Annotated in this window: 15 protein-coding genes; 3 read left to right on the forward strand and 12 right to left on the reverse strand. The window is 67.9% G+C overall.

The window, feature by feature from the left end:
• Window positions 1–32 precede the first annotated feature (32 nt).
• The 6 genes from DIZ26_RS06615 to DIZ26_RS06640 all read right to left on the reverse strand — a co-directional run bounded on the left by DIZ26_RS06615 (window position 33) and on the right by DIZ26_RS06640 (window position 7,011).
• Window positions 33–878, reverse strand: a complete 846-nt coding sequence (locus tag DIZ26_RS06615; RefSeq protein WP_112238800.1) for an ABC transporter ATP-binding protein — start codon at window positions 876–878, stop codon at window positions 33–35.
• Window positions 875–1,819: an ABC transporter ATP-binding protein gene (locus DIZ26_RS06620; RefSeq protein ID WP_112238801.1), complete on the reverse strand. Its 945-nt coding sequence runs from the start codon at window positions 1,817–1,819 to the stop codon at window positions 875–877. Before DIZ26_RS06620 ends, DIZ26_RS06615 begins: the two co-directional genes overlap by 4 nt.
• Window positions 1,816–2,694 carry an ABC transporter permease gene (locus DIZ26_RS06625; RefSeq protein WP_198675949.1) on the reverse strand — a complete coding sequence of 293 codons (879 nt, stop codon included), beginning with the start codon at window positions 2,692–2,694 and terminating at the stop codon, window positions 1,816–1,818. Before DIZ26_RS06625 ends, DIZ26_RS06620 begins: the two co-directional genes overlap by 4 nt.
• A 147-nt stretch (window positions 2,695–2,841) precedes the next feature.
• Window positions 2,842–3,831, reverse strand: coding sequence for an ABC transporter permease (locus DIZ26_RS06630; protein WP_112238803.1), 990 nt, complete (start codon window positions 3,829–3,831; stop codon window positions 2,842–2,844).
• 18 nt (window positions 3,832–3,849) lie between these two features.
• A complete protein-coding gene (locus tag DIZ26_RS06635) occupies window positions 3,850–5,514 on the reverse strand; it encodes an ABC transporter substrate-binding protein (RefSeq protein WP_112239109.1) in 1,665 nt (554 codons plus the stop codon).
• A 288-nt stretch (window positions 5,515–5,802) separates the two neighbouring features.
• On the reverse strand, window positions 5,803–7,011 hold the full coding sequence (locus DIZ26_RS06640) for an ROK family transcriptional regulator (RefSeq protein ID WP_112238804.1): 1,209 nt from the start codon (window positions 7,009–7,011) through the stop codon (window positions 5,803–5,805).
• A gap of 72 nt (window positions 7,012–7,083) precedes the next feature.
• Here DIZ26_RS06640 and DIZ26_RS06645 point away from each other — a divergent pair, with 72 nt between their 5' ends.
• Window positions 7,084–7,935, forward strand: a complete 852-nt coding sequence (locus DIZ26_RS06645; protein ID WP_112238805.1) for a LacI family DNA-binding transcriptional regulator — start codon at window positions 7,084–7,086, stop codon at window positions 7,933–7,935.
• 25 nt (window positions 7,936–7,960) lie between these two features.
• Here the strand turns inward: DIZ26_RS06645 and DIZ26_RS06650 are convergent, their stop codons facing one another.
• Complete coding sequence (locus DIZ26_RS06650; protein WP_112239110.1) at window positions 7,961–8,533, reverse strand: RNA polymerase sigma factor; 573 nt, start codon at window positions 8,531–8,533, stop codon at window positions 7,961–7,963.
• A 21-nt stretch (window positions 8,534–8,554) separates the two neighbouring features.
• Here DIZ26_RS06650 and DIZ26_RS06655 point away from each other — a divergent pair, with 21 nt between their 5' ends.
• Window positions 8,555–9,916 (forward strand): serine/threonine-protein kinase, encoded by a 1,362-nt coding sequence (locus DIZ26_RS06655; protein ID WP_112238806.1) that lies wholly within the window; start codon window positions 8,555–8,557, stop codon window positions 9,914–9,916.
• Between the two features lie 50 nt (window positions 9,917–9,966).
• Here the strand turns inward: DIZ26_RS06655 and DIZ26_RS06660 are convergent, their stop codons facing one another.
• From DIZ26_RS06660 to DIZ26_RS06670, 3 genes are all read right to left on the reverse strand, one after another.
• A complete protein-coding gene (locus DIZ26_RS06660) occupies window positions 9,967–11,157 on the reverse strand; it encodes a hypothetical protein (RefSeq protein WP_112238807.1) in 1,191 nt (396 codons plus the stop codon).
• Window positions 11,158–11,267: 110 nt separating this feature from the next.
• Window positions 11,268–11,825, reverse strand: a complete 558-nt coding sequence (locus DIZ26_RS06665; RefSeq protein WP_112238808.1) for a hemerythrin domain-containing protein — start codon at window positions 11,823–11,825, stop codon at window positions 11,268–11,270.
• 260 nt (window positions 11,826–12,085) lie between these two features.
• The gene (locus DIZ26_RS06670; RefSeq protein WP_112238809.1) at window positions 12,086–12,688 is read right to left on the reverse strand and encodes a TetR/AcrR family transcriptional regulator; all 603 of its coding nucleotides are present in this window, start codon (window positions 12,686–12,688) and stop codon (window positions 12,086–12,088) included.
• 72 nt (window positions 12,689–12,760) lie between these two features.
• Here DIZ26_RS06670 and DIZ26_RS06675 point away from each other — a divergent pair, with 72 nt between their 5' ends.
• Window positions 12,761–13,582, forward strand: coding sequence for a class I SAM-dependent methyltransferase (locus DIZ26_RS06675; RefSeq protein ID WP_112238810.1), 822 nt, complete (start codon window positions 12,761–12,763; stop codon window positions 13,580–13,582).
• A 34-nt stretch (window positions 13,583–13,616) separates the two neighbouring features.
• On the opposite strand, the gene DIZ26_RS06680 is transcribed toward DIZ26_RS06675, so the two are convergent.
• Both DIZ26_RS06680 and DIZ26_RS06685 read right to left on the reverse strand, forming a co-directional pair.
• Entirely contained in the window at window positions 13,617–14,378 is a 762-nt protein-coding gene (locus DIZ26_RS06680) for an SDR family NAD(P)-dependent oxidoreductase (protein ID WP_112238811.1), read from the reverse strand.
• Between the two features lie 106 nt (window positions 14,379–14,484).
• On the reverse strand, window positions 14,485–15,300 hold the full coding sequence (locus tag DIZ26_RS06685; RefSeq protein WP_112239111.1) for an AraC family transcriptional regulator: 816 nt from the start codon (window positions 15,298–15,300) through the stop codon (window positions 14,485–14,487).
• Window positions 15,301–15,318 lie beyond the last annotated feature (18 nt).

Here is a 15,318-nt window from a genome sequence, read left to right on the forward strand (position 1 = left end):
TCCACGTCACCCGGACCGGTACCGCGACGCGGTCAACCGAGCGGTTGCTGCCCGCCACCTTCCCTGGCGGCCAGGGTCGGCTGGCGATGCCTGGCCAGCCGGCGTTCGGGAGCGGGGGCGGCATCGGCGAGCAATTGGGTGTACTCGTGCTGGGGGTTGAGGATCACCTCGTCGGCCGGCCCGTGCTCGACGACGGAGCCTTGGTACAGCACCATGATCTCGTCGCTGAAGTGCCGGGCCGTCGCGAGGTCGTGGGTGATGTAGAGGACCCCGAGGTTCTCCTCGCGCTGCAGGGTCGCGAGCAGGTTGAGTACGCCGAGCCGGATCGACACGTCGAGCATCGACACCGGTTCGTCGGCGACCAGGATCGCCGGCTCCGGCGCCAGCGCGCGGGCGATCGCCACCCGCTGCCGCTGACCACCTGACAGCTCGTGCGGTTTCCGGTCGGCGAAATCGGGGTCCAGCCGGACGCGGCGCAACAGGTCCAGCACCCGTTCGGCGACCTGCCGGCGCGAGAAGGCGGGGTGGTGCAGCCGGACCGGACGGGCGAGGTGATGGCCGATGGTGTGGTACGGATTGAGCGACCCGAACGGATCCTGGAACACCATCTGCACGGCCTTGCGATAAGCCGCGGCACGCGCCCCGCGGTACGGCATGGGTTCGCCGTCGACCAGGATCTCGCCCGAGCTGGGCCGCTCGAGTTGCATCAAAAGCTTCGCGATCGTCGACTTCCCCGAGCCGGACTGACCGACCAGGGCGACCGTGCGCCCGGGCTCCAGGGTGAAGCTCACCTCGTCGACCGCGCGCAGCCGCGTACTGCGCAGCCCGTTGCGCAGCCGGTAGTCCTTGACCACGTCGCGCATCTCCAGCACGGTCATCGTGCCTCACCTGCCTTCTCGATCAGGACATCCTCGGCCGCCGCGGCCTCGACGGTCTGTTCGGTCTCCTCCAGCGCGATGTCGCCGGTGAGGACGCCGCTGCGGATGAAGTCGCCGCGCTCGCCGGTCAGGCTGGGGAACGACGACAAAAGCCTTCTGGTGTAGGGATGCTGAGGGTTCGTGTAGAGCGTCAGCGCGTCGTCCAGCTCGATGATCAGGCCGGCCCGCATGACCGCGATCCGGTCACTGATCTCGAGGAGCAGGGGAAGGTCATGGGTGATGAAGACGACCGCAAAGCCGAGTTCCGACCGCAGCCGGGTGATCTCGAGCAGGATCTCGCGCTGCACGACCACGTCGAGTGCAGTGGTCGGCTCGTCCATGATCAGGACCTGCGGTTCGAGTGCGAGCGCCATCGCGATCATGACGCGTTGCCGCATGCCGCCGGACAGTTCGTGCGGATAGGCGCGGAGCCGGGCACGGTCGACGCCGACGAGTTCGAGGAGTTCACCGCAGCGTCGGCGCCGCTCGGCCTTGTCCAGCTCCGGCCGGTGTGTGGTGAAGACGTCTTCGAGTTGCTCGGCGATCCGCAGTACCGGGTTGAGTGAGTTCATCGCGCCCTGGAAGACCATCGCGATCTTGTCCCAGCGGAAGGCCCGCAGGTCCTCACCGCTCAGGCTCGACAGATCGATGTCGTAGCCCTCGCGCGACGAGAACACCACCCGTCCGCCGGTGATGAGGGCCGGCGGTTTCAGCAGCCGCGTGATTCCGTACGCGAGCGTGGACTTCCCGCACCCGCTTTCGCCTGCCAGGCCGAGGATCTCTCCGCGTCGCAGGGTCAGAGAGACCTCCCGTACTGCGTGCACGGTGGTCTCGGCGAGGTAGTCGATGCTCAGGTTCTCGATGCTGAGAACCGGGTGGTCCACCGTTTCGGCGGGCTTCATACGGTCACCTCCGCGGCCGCCTGGCGCTGCTCGCGGCTCATACCCCAGCGGTTGCGTTCGGCCCGCGTCTGCGAGCGCAGCTTCGGGTTGATGATCTCGTCGATGGAGAAGTTGATCAGGGACAGAGCCGCGCCGAAGAGCGCGATCAACAGGCCCGGCGGCGCGAACCACCACCAGGCGCCGAGCCGGAGCGAGAGTCCGTTCTGGGCGAAGTAGAGCATCGTGCCCCAGGTGAACGATCCGGACGCCCCGAGTCCGAGGAACGACAGACCGGCCTCGCCGAGAATCGCGAAGATCACCGCGAAGACCACCTGCGACGCGAGGAGTGGAATCAGGTTCGGCAGGATCTCCACGAGCAGGATCCGCCAGCGCTTCTCGCCGCCGATCCGGGCGGCGAGCACGTAGTCACGGCTGCGCACGCTGAGAGTGAAGCCGCGCAGGACCCGCGCCGATCCGGCCCAGCTGGTGATGGCCAGTACCGCCGCCACCAGCCAGATGGACTTGTTCGGTACGTAGCTGGAGATCACGATCACCAAGGGCAGGCCGGGGATGACCAGCATGATGTTGGTGAGCAGCGAGAACGCTTCGTCGACCCAGCCGCCGACGAAGGCGCCGACGAGACCGAAGAAGGACGACAGCAGCAACGTGATCGCACCGACCACGACGCCGATAATCAGCGAGCCGCGCGTCGCGTAGGCGAGTTGGGCGAAGATGTCCTGCCCGGTCTGCGTGGTTCCGAGCAGGAAGCCGTGCCCCGGACCGGTCAGCCCGATGTCACGGACCGTCGACGGATCGCCGACGACCAGCGGGCCGATCAGCCCGAACAGGACGATCAGACCGGCGATGCTCAGACCGACGCCGAGCTTGAGTGTCATCGGCGGGAACAGGCGCCTCTTCCGGGTGACGGGCCGCCGTTCCGCGGTGGCCGACGGCGCCGCCGCCTCAGTGCTGCCTTGCGGGCTGCTTTGAGCGCTGCCTTGAGTGGTCCCTTGAGTGGTCGTCTCCATCGGATTCACCCCTTCCTAGGACCGCGCACGGGTGCGCGGGTCGATGACGCCGTACAGGAGGTCGACCAGCAGGTTCGCCCCGAGCACCGCGAGGGTGATGATCAGGAACACGCCCTGCATGAGCGCGTAGTCGTTGTTGCTCACGGCAAGCAACAGGGCGGAACCGATGCCGGGATAGGAGAAGACGGCCTCGGTCACGATCGAACCGGCGACCACGAAGCCCAGCGAGATCGCGAATCCCGAGATGGACGGCAGGACCGCGTTGCGCGCGACGTACCGCGAACGGATCCGGCGCGGGGTGAGTCCTTTCGCCTCCGCGGTGAGTACGAAGTCCTCGGACAGGGTGGAAACCATCATGTTGCGCATGCCCAGCATCCAGCCGCCGACGGACGACACGACGATGGTCAGCGCCGGCAGCGCGCCGTGGTACGCGACCGACTGGACGAACGGCAGGTTCCATCCCGGTGTCACCGAGTACACGTCGTACCCACCGTTGAGGGGGAAGATCGGCCAGGTGCTGCCGAGCAGGAACAGCAACAGCAGCGCGAGCCAGAAGTAGGGCACCGACTGCAGCATGGTGGTGACCGGGATCAGGTTGTCGATCCACGAACCGCGCCGCCAGCCCGCGGCACGGCCGAGCAGGATCCCGAAGGCGAACGAGATCGCCGTCGCCAGGCCGATCAGGCCGACGGTCCAGGGCAGCGTCTGGCCGATGACCTGCGAGACCGGGGCGGGGAAGTACGCGATCGACGTGCCCAGGTTGCCGGAGACCAACTGGTGAAGGTACTTGCCGTACTGGCTCCACAGCGAGCCGTTCGTGTCCGTCCCGAGCAGCGCCTGGATCGCCGCTCGGGTGGTCGGCGTGACCGGGCCCTTGGTCGCCAGCTTCGACAACATGAGGTCGACCGGGTTCCCCGGCATCAGCCGGGGAATCAGGAAATTCAGGGTCAGCGCGGCCCAGAGGGCGGCGACGTAGAAGACCAGTTTTCGCAGTAGGTAGCGCACAGCGGTCGCCTGCGCTGCTCAGCCGGCGGGCGTGATCGTCTTGAGAACGATCCCGGCGTCCCAGGCCTTCCAGGCCGCGGGCAGGACGTACAGGTTGTCCTTGGTCGGCCAGCCGGTCACGCGCGAGGTGTTGAACTCGGTGAGCATCGAGTTCACGTAGATCGGGATGTAGGGGAGCTGGTCGGAGATGACGGCCTGGATCTTGGCGAACTCAGCCTTCTGCGCGGCCTTGTCGGCCGTGCCTGCCGCCGCCGTGAGTGCCGCGTCGACGGTCGGATTCGAGAACCGGGCGAAGTTGCCGGCCGTCGCCGTCTTGCCCACCGGCGCGGTGTTCACCGTCGCCAGCTTGCCGTTGTAGACGAAGTACGGGTTCGTGGACGCGCCGAGGCCGACGGAGTCCAGTGACAGCTGGAACTTGCCGTTGGTCTGCGCGGCGTTCCATTCGTTCCAGGAGACCTGGCTCGGCTTGAGTTCGATGCCGGCCGCGGCCAGTTGCTGCTTGAGGGTGTCGTTGATCGAGATGTAGTCGCTCCAGCCGGTGACCGTCTGGATCGTCAGCGAGAGCCGCTTGCCGGCCTTGGTCCGGATTCCGTCGCCGCCCTTGGTCCAGCCGGCGGCGTCGAGGATCTTGTTCGCCTCTGCGGCGTCGGCGGACTGCGGAAGGGCGGCGGATCCGGACGAGGCGATCCAGTCGCGGTCACGATCGGGCAGCAGCAGGGTCGGCGATCCGACGCCCGCGACCCCGCCACCGGCGAGCTTGGCGAGTTGTTCGCGGTTCATGGCGAGGTAGATCGCTTTGCGGACGGCGGGGTCGGTCTGCGGCCCGGTGCAACCGAGACCCGCGTTGGCACACGTCACGATCAGGGTCGTCATCACCGGGGTGTTCACGTACGACAGGTTCTTGCCCGACTTGATGATGTTGTCGATGCCCGGCAGATAGGCGCTGGCCCAGTCGACCTTGCCCGCGACCAGCGCGGCGCTGGCGGCGTCCGCCGATTCGATCGGGATGTAGCGCACCTCCTTGATGGCGGGCTTGCCCTGCTCCCAGTACTGATCGTTCTTGGTGAGCACGAAGCTCTGCGGAGTGAACGACTTCAGCTTGAACGGACCGGTTCCAACCGGATTCTCGTTCAGGTTCGTCGTCGGGTCCTTGATGTCCTTCCAGATGTGCTCGGGCACGATCGCCTGGTTGGCCAGTACGGCGGGCTCCTGCATCAGCGATTTCGACTTGAAGGTCAGTACGGCGGTGTCGTCCGAGACCGCCTTGGCCGTCGCGGCCAGGCCCGACGGATTGAGAGCGGGTGTCTTCGAGACGAGGTTGAAGGTGAACGCGACATCCTTCGCGGTGAAGGGCTGGCCATCGTTCCACTTCACGCCCGGGCGGATCTTGATGGTGAGCTCGGTCCCGGCCGGGTTCCAGGAGAAGCCGCTGGCGAGCACCGGTGTCGGGTCCGACTGCTTGGCGAAGTTGTACCAGTACAGCGGCTCGTAGATGACGCCGAGCGTCGGCTGCAGCGCGGTGGTGCTGAACGGGTTGAAGTTCTTGGTGGTGATGGCGCCGGCGGCGATGGTGATCGAAGCATCCTTGGAGCCACCGGCTTGGTTGCCCGCGGCGTCGGAGCAGGCGGCGAGCAGGACTGCGGCAGCCGTTGCGGAGGCCGCTACCCCGAGCAGGCGGCGCATCCTCGTACGGTTCGTCGGGTTCCGGAGCATTGGTTGATTCCTTTCCGGGAACGGTCGTTCCGCCCGGAGGGCGGGGCCTGCGGGGCATCACCTGACGCCACCAGGAGCACAGGAGATGAAGCGGTTAAGCTTCTTTGAGCGGGTAACTTAGTTTGCCTAACAAACGATGCGCAAGGGTCTGACCGGTAACGGTTCGACAGCGGACGGTGAAGCCCGGCCGCGCGAGATGAAGCCGAGGGCGGCCGGCAGCGGGAGAGTGCCGGCTGGTGGTTCGGGTGGGTGTGGCGGCTAGGCCGTGACGGCGTGCTCGGATCTGAGCATCATCAGGGCGGCGCCGATCGCGGCGGCGTCGTGGCCCCGTTCGTCGAGGATCACCTCGGTGGTCACACTTCGGCCGAACGCCGAGCTCAGGATCCGCTCCTGCAGGATCGGCAGGTAGATCGTCCCGGCGACGGCGAAGGCCGGACCGGTCAGGACCAGCACCTGTACGTCGTACATGTTGGTGATCGCCTGGGCGCCGAGCGCCAGCCACGCCGCGGAGTCCTTGATGATCGCCTCGGCCCGGGAGTCCCCGGTCAGCGCCAGCCGTGCGATGGCCGCGAAGGCCGCGATGCCGGTACGCCGGTGCGAGCCGAGGTCGAGCCCCGCCGCGCGGGCCTTCGCGATCACCGTGGCCGGCCCGGCGACCGCCTCGAGGCAGCCGGTGCTCCCGCACCAGCAGCGCGGACCGCCGATCTGGACACAGATGTGCCCGACCTCGCCGGCGTTGCCGTGGGCCCCCTGATAGATGCTGCCGTTGAGCCGCAGACCGGAGCCGATTCCTTCACTCATGAACAATGCGGCCATCACGGAGACGTCGTGGCGCGTGGTCAGCCGCGTCCCCGCGGCGGCAGCGGTCGCGTCGTTCTCGAGCAGCGCCGGCAGGCCGAGTCGCTCCTCCAGGCGACGATGCACCGGAAATCCCACCCAGCGTGCCATCATCGGCGGAGCCGAGGCGACGCCGTTGTTGCGGATCAGCGGGCCGGGGCAGACGAAGCCGAGGCCGAGGACGAGAGTGGAGTCGATGCCCGCACGCTCGATCAGTTCGCCGGTCTGGGTCGCGATCCGCTCGACGACCTCCTCGGGGTCGCTGTCCTCGCCCGGCCCGTCCCGCCGCCAGCGGGCCAGGATTCCGCCGGCATAGTCGACCAGGACGTAGGTGAGACTGTCGTAGCTCAGATGGACACCGATGACGTACCGGGCTGCCGATCTGATCTGCAGCAAGGTCCGTGGCTTGCCGCCGGTGGACGTGCCGCGGCCGGCCTCGCCGACCAGGCCGTCGTCGATCAGGCGGCGGACGAGAGCCGTGACCGAGGGCGCGGTGAGACCGGTGATCTGGGTGAGCTCGACCCGGCTGAGGGTGCCCGCGGAACGGATGCTGTCCAGAATGAGGGCACGGCTGCTCGTCGGCGCCGGTTCGTAGCCCGGTGCTCGCGAGGAGTCACTGCCCTGCTGCATGAGGTCCGCCCGTCTTGCCGACTTAGTTAGATCTGTGAATATAGTGCCAACGGTTACCCAGGAGGGCAGTTTATGCAGCAGGTGAGGGCTCGGGATCGCGTCGTCGGGCTGGCGCTGGTCCGTGCCGGCCGGGTGCTCGGCCTGGAACCGTTCATGGCCGACCTCAGTCAAGGCATCGAGGAGTACTTCGCCGGCCGGAACTGCAGCCTGCTGATCGAGTTCACCGCGGAGGTCGCCGGCGAGATCGACATCTGGCATCGGTGGGCGGCCCGCGGCCTCGTCGACGCCATCGTCCTGGTGGACCTCCGCATCGGCGATCCGCGGCTGGCCGAACTGGAAGACCTGCGGGTGCCGGCCGTCCTGCTCGGCGGTCCGGAGTTGCAGGTTCCGATCACCACGGTGCAGGTCGACAACGCGGAGGGCGCCCGGGCAGCGGTTCGCGCGCTCGCCGATCTCGGTCATGACGACATCGCCCGAGTCAGCGGTCCGCGCGACATGGCCCACTGCAAGGCCCGCGACGACGCGTTCATGGCAACCTGCGAAGAGCGGGGCATCCAGGGGACGGTCGTCGAAGGGGACTACTCCGAAGACTCCGGCCGGGCGGCAACCCGGCAACTGCTCACCGGCCGCCGGATCCCGACCGCTGTTGTCTACGACAACGACCTGATGGCGGTCGGCGGCCTCGCGGTCGCCAGGGAGCTGGGCGTCGAGATTCCCGGCCAGTTGTCCGTCATCGCCTGGGACGACACCGCGGTCGCCCGGCTCGCCCATCCTGCGCTGAGCGTCGTCACCGTCGATGTCCACGGCCTCGGAATCGTCGTCGGCCAGGCCGTTCTCGCCGCGATGGACGGCGCCGCGACCACGACGTACGAGGTGCCGAAACCTACGATCCGGCTGGCTCAGTCCACCGCCGTCAGGAAGTGAAAGAGGCGGCGCCTCTGCCCGGTGGTCAGTCTTGGCGGGGGAGTAGGTGGGCCTTGAGGGAGGCGCGGGCGCGGCTGATGCGGGACTTGACGGTGCCGACCGGAATCCCGACCTGGTCGGCGATCTCGTCGTAGCTGAGCTCGTAGATGTCGCGCAGCATCACCGAGGTGACCGTCTCGGGCAGGTCCGTCTCCAACTGTTCCAGCGCGTCCAGCAGGTCCAGCCGGGTGCCGGCCACGACGCTGGTCGTGCGCGGATCGGGCCGGTCGTACCTGGCCGGGCGGTCGTCGTCCTGCCAGGCTGCGGTGTTCTCGACCGCGCGGCGCTTCAGGCGCCGGTAGGTCTCGCGCGCGGCGTTCGAGGCGACCACGTGAACCCAGGTGGAGAACCGGCTCCGGCCGGAGAAGGTGCCGATCTTCGTGGCGATCGCCAGCAGCGCGTCCTGGCAGGCGTCCTCGGCGTCGGCGCGATGCGGCAGCACCCGTTGGCAGATCCGCATCACCTGCGGCTGCACCTGGCGGATGAGCTCGTCCAGCAGAGCGGGATCCTGCGCAGCGCGCCGGGCCAGTTCGTCGAGCGCGTCCGCGTCGTTCGCCATGGCGTTGAGCATAATGACGCCATGGTCCAGCCCTCCCACTTCGGCCGCTACGCGGTGATCCGACGGCTCGGCAGCGGTGGTTTCGCCGCTGTGTGGCTCGCCCGGGACGAAGAGCTGGACGCCGAGGTCGCCGTCAAGGTGCTGGCGGAGCACTGGGTCGACGATCTCGACGTACGCCGACGCTTCGTCGAGGAAGGCCGCTTCCTGCGCAAGGTCGAGTCGCCGTACGTCGTCGGCGTACACGACACCGGCACCACCGACGACGACCGGCCGTACCTCGTGCTCACCTACGCCGATCGCGGCACGCTGGCCGACCGGATCAAGGCCGGTCCACTGCCGCTGACCGACACCGTGGAGCTGATCGGCAACGTCAGCACCGGCCTGCAGGAACTGCACGACCGCGGTGTTCTGCATCGCGACGTGAAGCCGGAGAACGTCCTCTTCCGCAGTACGCCGACAGGGGAGCGGGCGATGCTCGGCGACCTGGGGCTGGGCAAGTCTCTCGACGCGGTGTCGCGAGTGACGATGCCGGGCGGTACGCCGGCCTATGTCGCGCCGGAGCAGGTGCGCGGCGACGTACTGGATCCGCGTGCCGACCTGTACGCGTTGGCCGCGGTCACCTATGCCGCGCTGGCCGGCCAACCGCCGTACGGCGCGACCACTCTGGCTGCGGTGCTTGCCGTGGAGGGGCCGCCGGCCTCGTTGCGGACGGTCCGCGACGATGTTCCTGCCGAGGTGGACGCGGTCATCCTGCGCGGGTTGAGCCAGGACCGGGAGCAACGGTGGCCGGACGTGCGGTCGTTCGCCGTGGCGTTGCGGGCGGCTGCTCTGGTTCCTGCGACTGTGCGTCGTCCTTCGGTGCGACCGTGGGTGGCCGCCACGATCGCGGCGGCCGTGCTCGGGAGCGCGGGTGGCTACTTGGGCTGGCAGTACGGCGTACAGCGTCAGCGGGTGCGAGTTGTGGACCAGCAGCAGGTGCTGTCGGTCGAGTTGCCGCGCAGTTGGGCGCGTACTCGGGCCGGCGAGGGCTGGCGGCCGCAGGGATCGACGAACACGTTGCCTGGCCTACTGGTGAGCGCCGACAACGACTCGTGGAGCAAGGCCGACAGGAAGGTGCCGGGTGTCTTCGCCGGGGTACTGCCACCCGGCGAGCTGCCTAGCGCTGCTGGATTCCCAGTTCCGACGGGCTGCACGGTGTCGTCCGACTGGGTCGACAAGCCCTCCGTGGCGACGGCGAAGTACGTGGGCTGCCCGGCCGGCATGACGACGTACGAGCGGGTGAAGGAGATTCGCGGCGCGCTGGTACGCATCCAGGTGCGTGCCGAGGACGATGCACAGGCTCAGCGAGTGCTCGACTCGGTCGACTACACGCCAACAAAATAAGGCGATGCGGCCTCCTCTGCTGTAGAGGAGGCCGCACCGCCTTCGGTGGGTCAGTGGCCGAGCTGGTACGGCCGGTTGTTGCTCTCGCCGGTGCCCTTCTTCAACGGAGCGGCCAGCTCGCAGGTGCCGGTCTTCGGTTCGCAGCGGGCGATCGCGGTCCGGCCGCTTTGCTCGGCGAGCACCAGCACGTGGCCGGTGTCCTCCATCACAGTGGAGATGATCGCGACCTCGGAACCGCCCGACCACTCACGGATCGCCTTGCCTGTCTTGAGATCCAGCGCCGCGAACAGGCCGTCGCCGTACCCGTCGCGGTACGCCGGTCCGCCGAGTGCGAAGTCGCTTCCACTCCGCAGTTCGTCGACCGCATAGGTGCACGTCGTCCAGCGCTTGCCGGCCGAGGCCAGGTCGACGAGCGCGGTGCAGCTACCGTCGTTGGCCTGCGAAACGATTGACGCCGCGAGCTGGAGGTCCGAAGACACCGCGGACGGCGACGGTGCGGCACTGATCGCCTTCGGCGCAGTGTCGCCGGCGATCCACTTGTAGAGGGTCTGCTTGCCGCTCTTGGACAACGCGCTGAAGTAGACCTCGCTGCCCTGGACCGCGTGCACGACCGGCCCGTGCTCGCCGGTGCGCTGCAGCGAGTACTTCGTGCCGCTGGCGTTGTCGCGCCAGACCAGCGTGAAACGGGCGAGCTCCGTGCCGTCCGCGGCAGTCGGCTGAACGGCGTACGCGCTGGTCGTCTGATCAGTCGACGACAGCACAGAGCTGACGTCGCTGACGGACTCCCGGCGCGAGCCGCCGGTCCATGTGGTGAGCACGCCCTTCCCGTCGTCCTTCGGACTGTGCAGGACGAGAGCGCTGTCGGTCCCTGCTCTCGCAACGTCCCAGACCGGGCCGTCCGAGCTCGGCAAGGTGAACTGGGTTTGGCCGAAGCGCACGGTACGACCATCGACGTACGCCGTACTCGGTGCTGCTCCTTGCTTCAGCTTGCCGAGATCGAGCGTGAGTTTGACCGGCTTGCTCGCCGCCGAGGTGGTCGAGCTCGACGGTTTGCCCGACGTCGTCGACGTGGTTGGCTTCGTCGGCGCGGGGTGGCTCACGCTGTCGATCGGCTTGACGCCGCCCCCACCGGATGCCGCCGCAAGCGTCGGCGTCTGCTGCGCGGCAACCAGCGCGCCCGCAACCACGGCAGCAACCGAAACCCCCGTTACCAGGCCGGCCAGCTTGATATTCCGATTCATGATGCCCTCCGAATAAGCCCTCAGTGTGTCCTACCGACAGGCTTTGATGGTCAACCGACCCGATCGGTTCACGAGACGAGGGCGCCGGGAGCGGCGTACGGCGTAGGTGGTCAGGTTGAGCGGTTGGTGAGGCGGTCGCGGAGGCGGTCGACCAGGCCTACGCCGGGGCCTACGAGTTTGTGGAAGAGTTCGGAGTTCGGCGCCGACGGGTGCGGTCTGGTGGGTGCGACCTTCTTGGCCAGTTCGACCTTCTCCTTCAGGTCGATCAGCTTGGCGGCCGGGATGTGGGCTCGCAGCTGGGGGAACTGGTCGGCCTCCTCGTCCCGCACATGGTCGAGCAGCACCTGCCGAAGGTTGCCGAAGGCAACGTCGAACTCGGCGCTGCCGGTGTCCGCCCCCTCGAGTTGCTTCATCAGCTGCTCGAGTTCCTTGTGTTCCTGGGTGTCGTGCTCGACGGCCTGATCGCCGTTCGGGAGGTGGTCGCGCATCGCGGGGTAGACGAACATCTCCTCGGCGACCGAGTGCCGTACCAGTTCGGCGATCAACTGGTCGGTCAGATCGCGGCGCTGCTCGGCATCGGCGGTCGAGGTGATCTGCGCGACGAGTTCCTCGGCCTCGCGGTGGTCGGTGGTGAGGACGTCGATCACGTCCGGATCGGTGGCAGTCATGAACTCCTCCTCGGGGTGACAGTGATCCCTGCGGGTACCCCGATCGAACCGCCGTACACGCCGTCCCGCCGAAGCCGTACACGCCGTCCCGCCGAAGCCGGGACGGATTCCTCGGCGAATTGGGAATCGGCTCCTTGGTGGGCCGATCGACCTGACCCTGGCCAACCCGCTCGGCCACTCGAACCGCTACCTCCGCAAAGATCTCTGAGTCACGCGCCAGCTGGCGACAACTGTTGCTGCTGGCAACTTGTCGGACTGCTTCAGCGTGAGCGGCGGTGGGTGACGTCGGCGAGGATCGTGGTGACCAGGTTGTGGATGGTCGCCGGGTCGGGTGGACCGGGGTCGCGGTCCGCGAACAGTAGGTGGCCGCCGCCGACCAGGGAGAGGGTGAGGGAGTCGATGTCGGCGTCGGCCGAGATACGGCCGATCGCGCGCTCGTCGGTGAGGTACGCCGAGACCGCAGAGGTGACCTGGGAGAGGATCGCGATACCGCCACCCGGCTTGACCTGCCGGAGTCGCGCCCGCAGCTCGTCCCGGAACGTGATCAGCGGAATGATCGCCACCGGCACCGGCCCGAACAAGCTGGTCAGCGCACCGGTGAGATTGTCGGCCACAGTCCCGGTGCCGACGGTCTCGCGCAGCGCCTGCGCCTGCGTTTCGAGCTGCGCGGCCCGATCGAGCACAAGCTCGGCGAGGAAGGCGTCGAAGTCCGCGAAATGCCGGTGCAGAACGCCCTTGGCGCAGCCGGCTTCGTCAGTGACCGCCCGGCTGGTGAGCCCGTTGGGACCGTCTCGCAGCAGGACCCGTTCGGCAGCGTCGAACAGCTGCTGTCGCGCGTCGCGAAGGTGTACGCCAGTCGGCACCTCAACTCCTCTGAGCGCCGGACCTCCAGCGCAATCATTGGCAAATGGGCATGCGCCCACTAAAGTGAACGCATGCCCACTCTACCGCGAGAGCAGCCCGAGCGACCGTCGCTGCACCAAGCTCGGCAGATGGCCGAGTCCTTCGGCGTGGACCCGCAGGGCTACGACGATGCCCGACCGCGCTATCCCGACGAGCTGGTAGGACGGGTCGTTGCCGGGAGTCCGGGTTCGGAGGTGCTCGACGTCGGCTGCGGGAGCGGGATCGCGGCTCGTCAGTTCCAGGCGGCCGGGTGTGCGGTGCTCGGCGTCGAGCCAGACGCCCGGATGGCCGAGTTCGCCAGAGACCGAGGTCTGCAGGTGGAGGTGGCGACGTTCGAAGCCTGGGAACCGGCCGGCCGGACGTTCGACACCTTGATCGCCGCTCAGTCCTGGCACTGGGTGGATCCGGTGGCTGGAGCGGAGAAGGCCGCTCGAGTACTACGTCCGCACGGCCGGCTGGCAATCTTCGGGCACGTGTTCGAGCCGCCCGCCGAAGTGGCCGAGCCGTTCGCGCGGGCATTCCGTCGGGTCGTGCCCGACTCTCCCTTCGGAGCGCAGTCCGGGCGACGTCCGCTGGAGATCTATCAAGCGGGGTACGCGAAGATCGCCGACGAGCTACGCGCCACCGGACAGTTCGGCGAACCGGACCAGTGGCGATTCGACTGGGAGCAGTCCTACTCGCGCGACCAGTGGCTGGCGCTGCTGCCCACCACGGGCGGCCTGACCCGGCTTCGTCCCGATCAGTTGGCCGAAATCCTCGGCGCGGTCGGCGAGGCGATCGACGCGCTGGGCGGTCGCTTCACGATGCAGTACGTCACGCTGGCGACGACCGCCGTACGCGCCGATCTCTCTTGAACCGGCCGAGACGGCTGATGCGGAACCGACGTGGTCAGAGGTCGTAGCCGCCGGAGGCTTCGAGGGTCTGGGCGGTGATCGAGGTGGCGTCGGGGGAGAGGAGGAAGGCGATCACCTTGCCGAGGTCGTCCGGTTCGCCGATGCGGCCGAGGGCGGTGCGGGCGGCGATCGGCGGGATGAGCTCGGGGTAGCGAGCGAACGCGTCGTCGCCGAGGCGGGTCCGGGTCACGCCAGGGGCTACGGCGTTGACGCGGATGCCGCGACTGCTGAGCTCCTTGGCCAGGTAGCGGACGAGCACCAGCTGGGCGCCCTTCATGCTCGCGTACACGGAGTACCCGGGCTCAGGGTGGGTGTTCGGCAACGCCGAAGTACTGCTGGTGTAGACGATCGCGCCGCCGTTCGCGATCAGCGGCAGCAAGGTCTGGGTGAGGAAGTACGGGCCCTTGAGGTGGACACCCAGCATCTGGTCGAACAACGACTCGGTGGTGTCCTCGAACATCACCGGCTGCTGCCCGACCCCCGCGTTGTTGAGGAGGTAGTCGAGCGACGTGCGGTCCCAGTCCCGCAGTACGTCGGCGACCGCGTCCTTGAAGGAGGCGAACGTGCCGGTCCGGCCGACGTCGAGCGGCAGCGCCACCGCCGTACCGCCGTCCTTCGTGATCCGTTCGACCGTCTCCAGGCCGCCGTCGGGATTGCCGTGATAGCTCACGATCACCGAGACGCCGCGCTTGGCGAGCTCGACCGCGGCGCTCTGGCCGATGCCGGAGCTCCCGCCGGTGATGACAGCTGTTTGCATAATCGTGTCAGTCCTTCGAATGTCGTTTGAACGGGCTCGTCCAGTAGACGCGAAGAACCACGCGAACTGTTAGATCATTGCCAGCAGCAACATGCACGATCCTGCTCTACGGTGAGGTCTGGTACGACGCCTCCTCGCGAGTCCGCCCGGTGTCGCGACTGGGCGGCGTACCGAACTCGCGACGGTACTCCCGGCTGAACTGCGACGGACTGTCGTAGCGGACGGCGTACCCGGCGTGAGTGACCTCCTCGCCGAGACCGACGATCCGCAGCCGCGCCTCCTGCAACCGGATCTTCTTCTGGAACTGGATCGGCGTCATCGCACTCACCGTGCGGAAGTGCCGGTGGAACGCCGAGGTGCTCATGCCCGCCATCGCAGCCAGTTCATCGACGCGGAACGGTTCGGTGTAGTTGTCGCGGATCCAGCGGATCACCCGGGCGACGTGCGAGAGACTGCTGTCCGCGAGGCCGATCTCGCGGACGGCAGCGCCTTGTGGGCTGCGCAACAGTCGCCAGAGGATCTCGCGTTCGATCAGCGGTGCCAGTACCGGTGCGTCCGCCGGCTCGTCCACCAGGCGAAGCAACCTGATCACCGCGTCGACCAGCTCGGCCGGCGCCGCGCTGACGGTGAGGCCGCGGATGGACGGACCAGGTGGCTGTCGATCGGCCGCGTCGAGCAGCAGCGACGCGATCACCTCGGGCCGCAAAGCGAGCCCCACTCCCAGGCACGGCCGGTCCTTGGATGCCTCGACGAAATGGCCGGTGACGGGGAGGTCGACCGATACGACGAGGTAGTCGCCGGCGCCGTACTCGAAGACCTGGTCGCCGAGCGCTAGGCGCTTCCGCCCCTGCGCGACCAGCGCGAACGTCGGTGTGGCCAACGACGACATCGGCGGAGTCGGCGCATCGACGATCGACAGCATCAGCCCGTCGACCACCTT

The sequence above is a fragment of the Kribbella monticola genome (assembly GCF_003261635.1).
Lineage (GTDB): Bacteria > Actinomycetota > Actinomycetes > Propionibacteriales > Kribbellaceae > Kribbella > Kribbella monticola.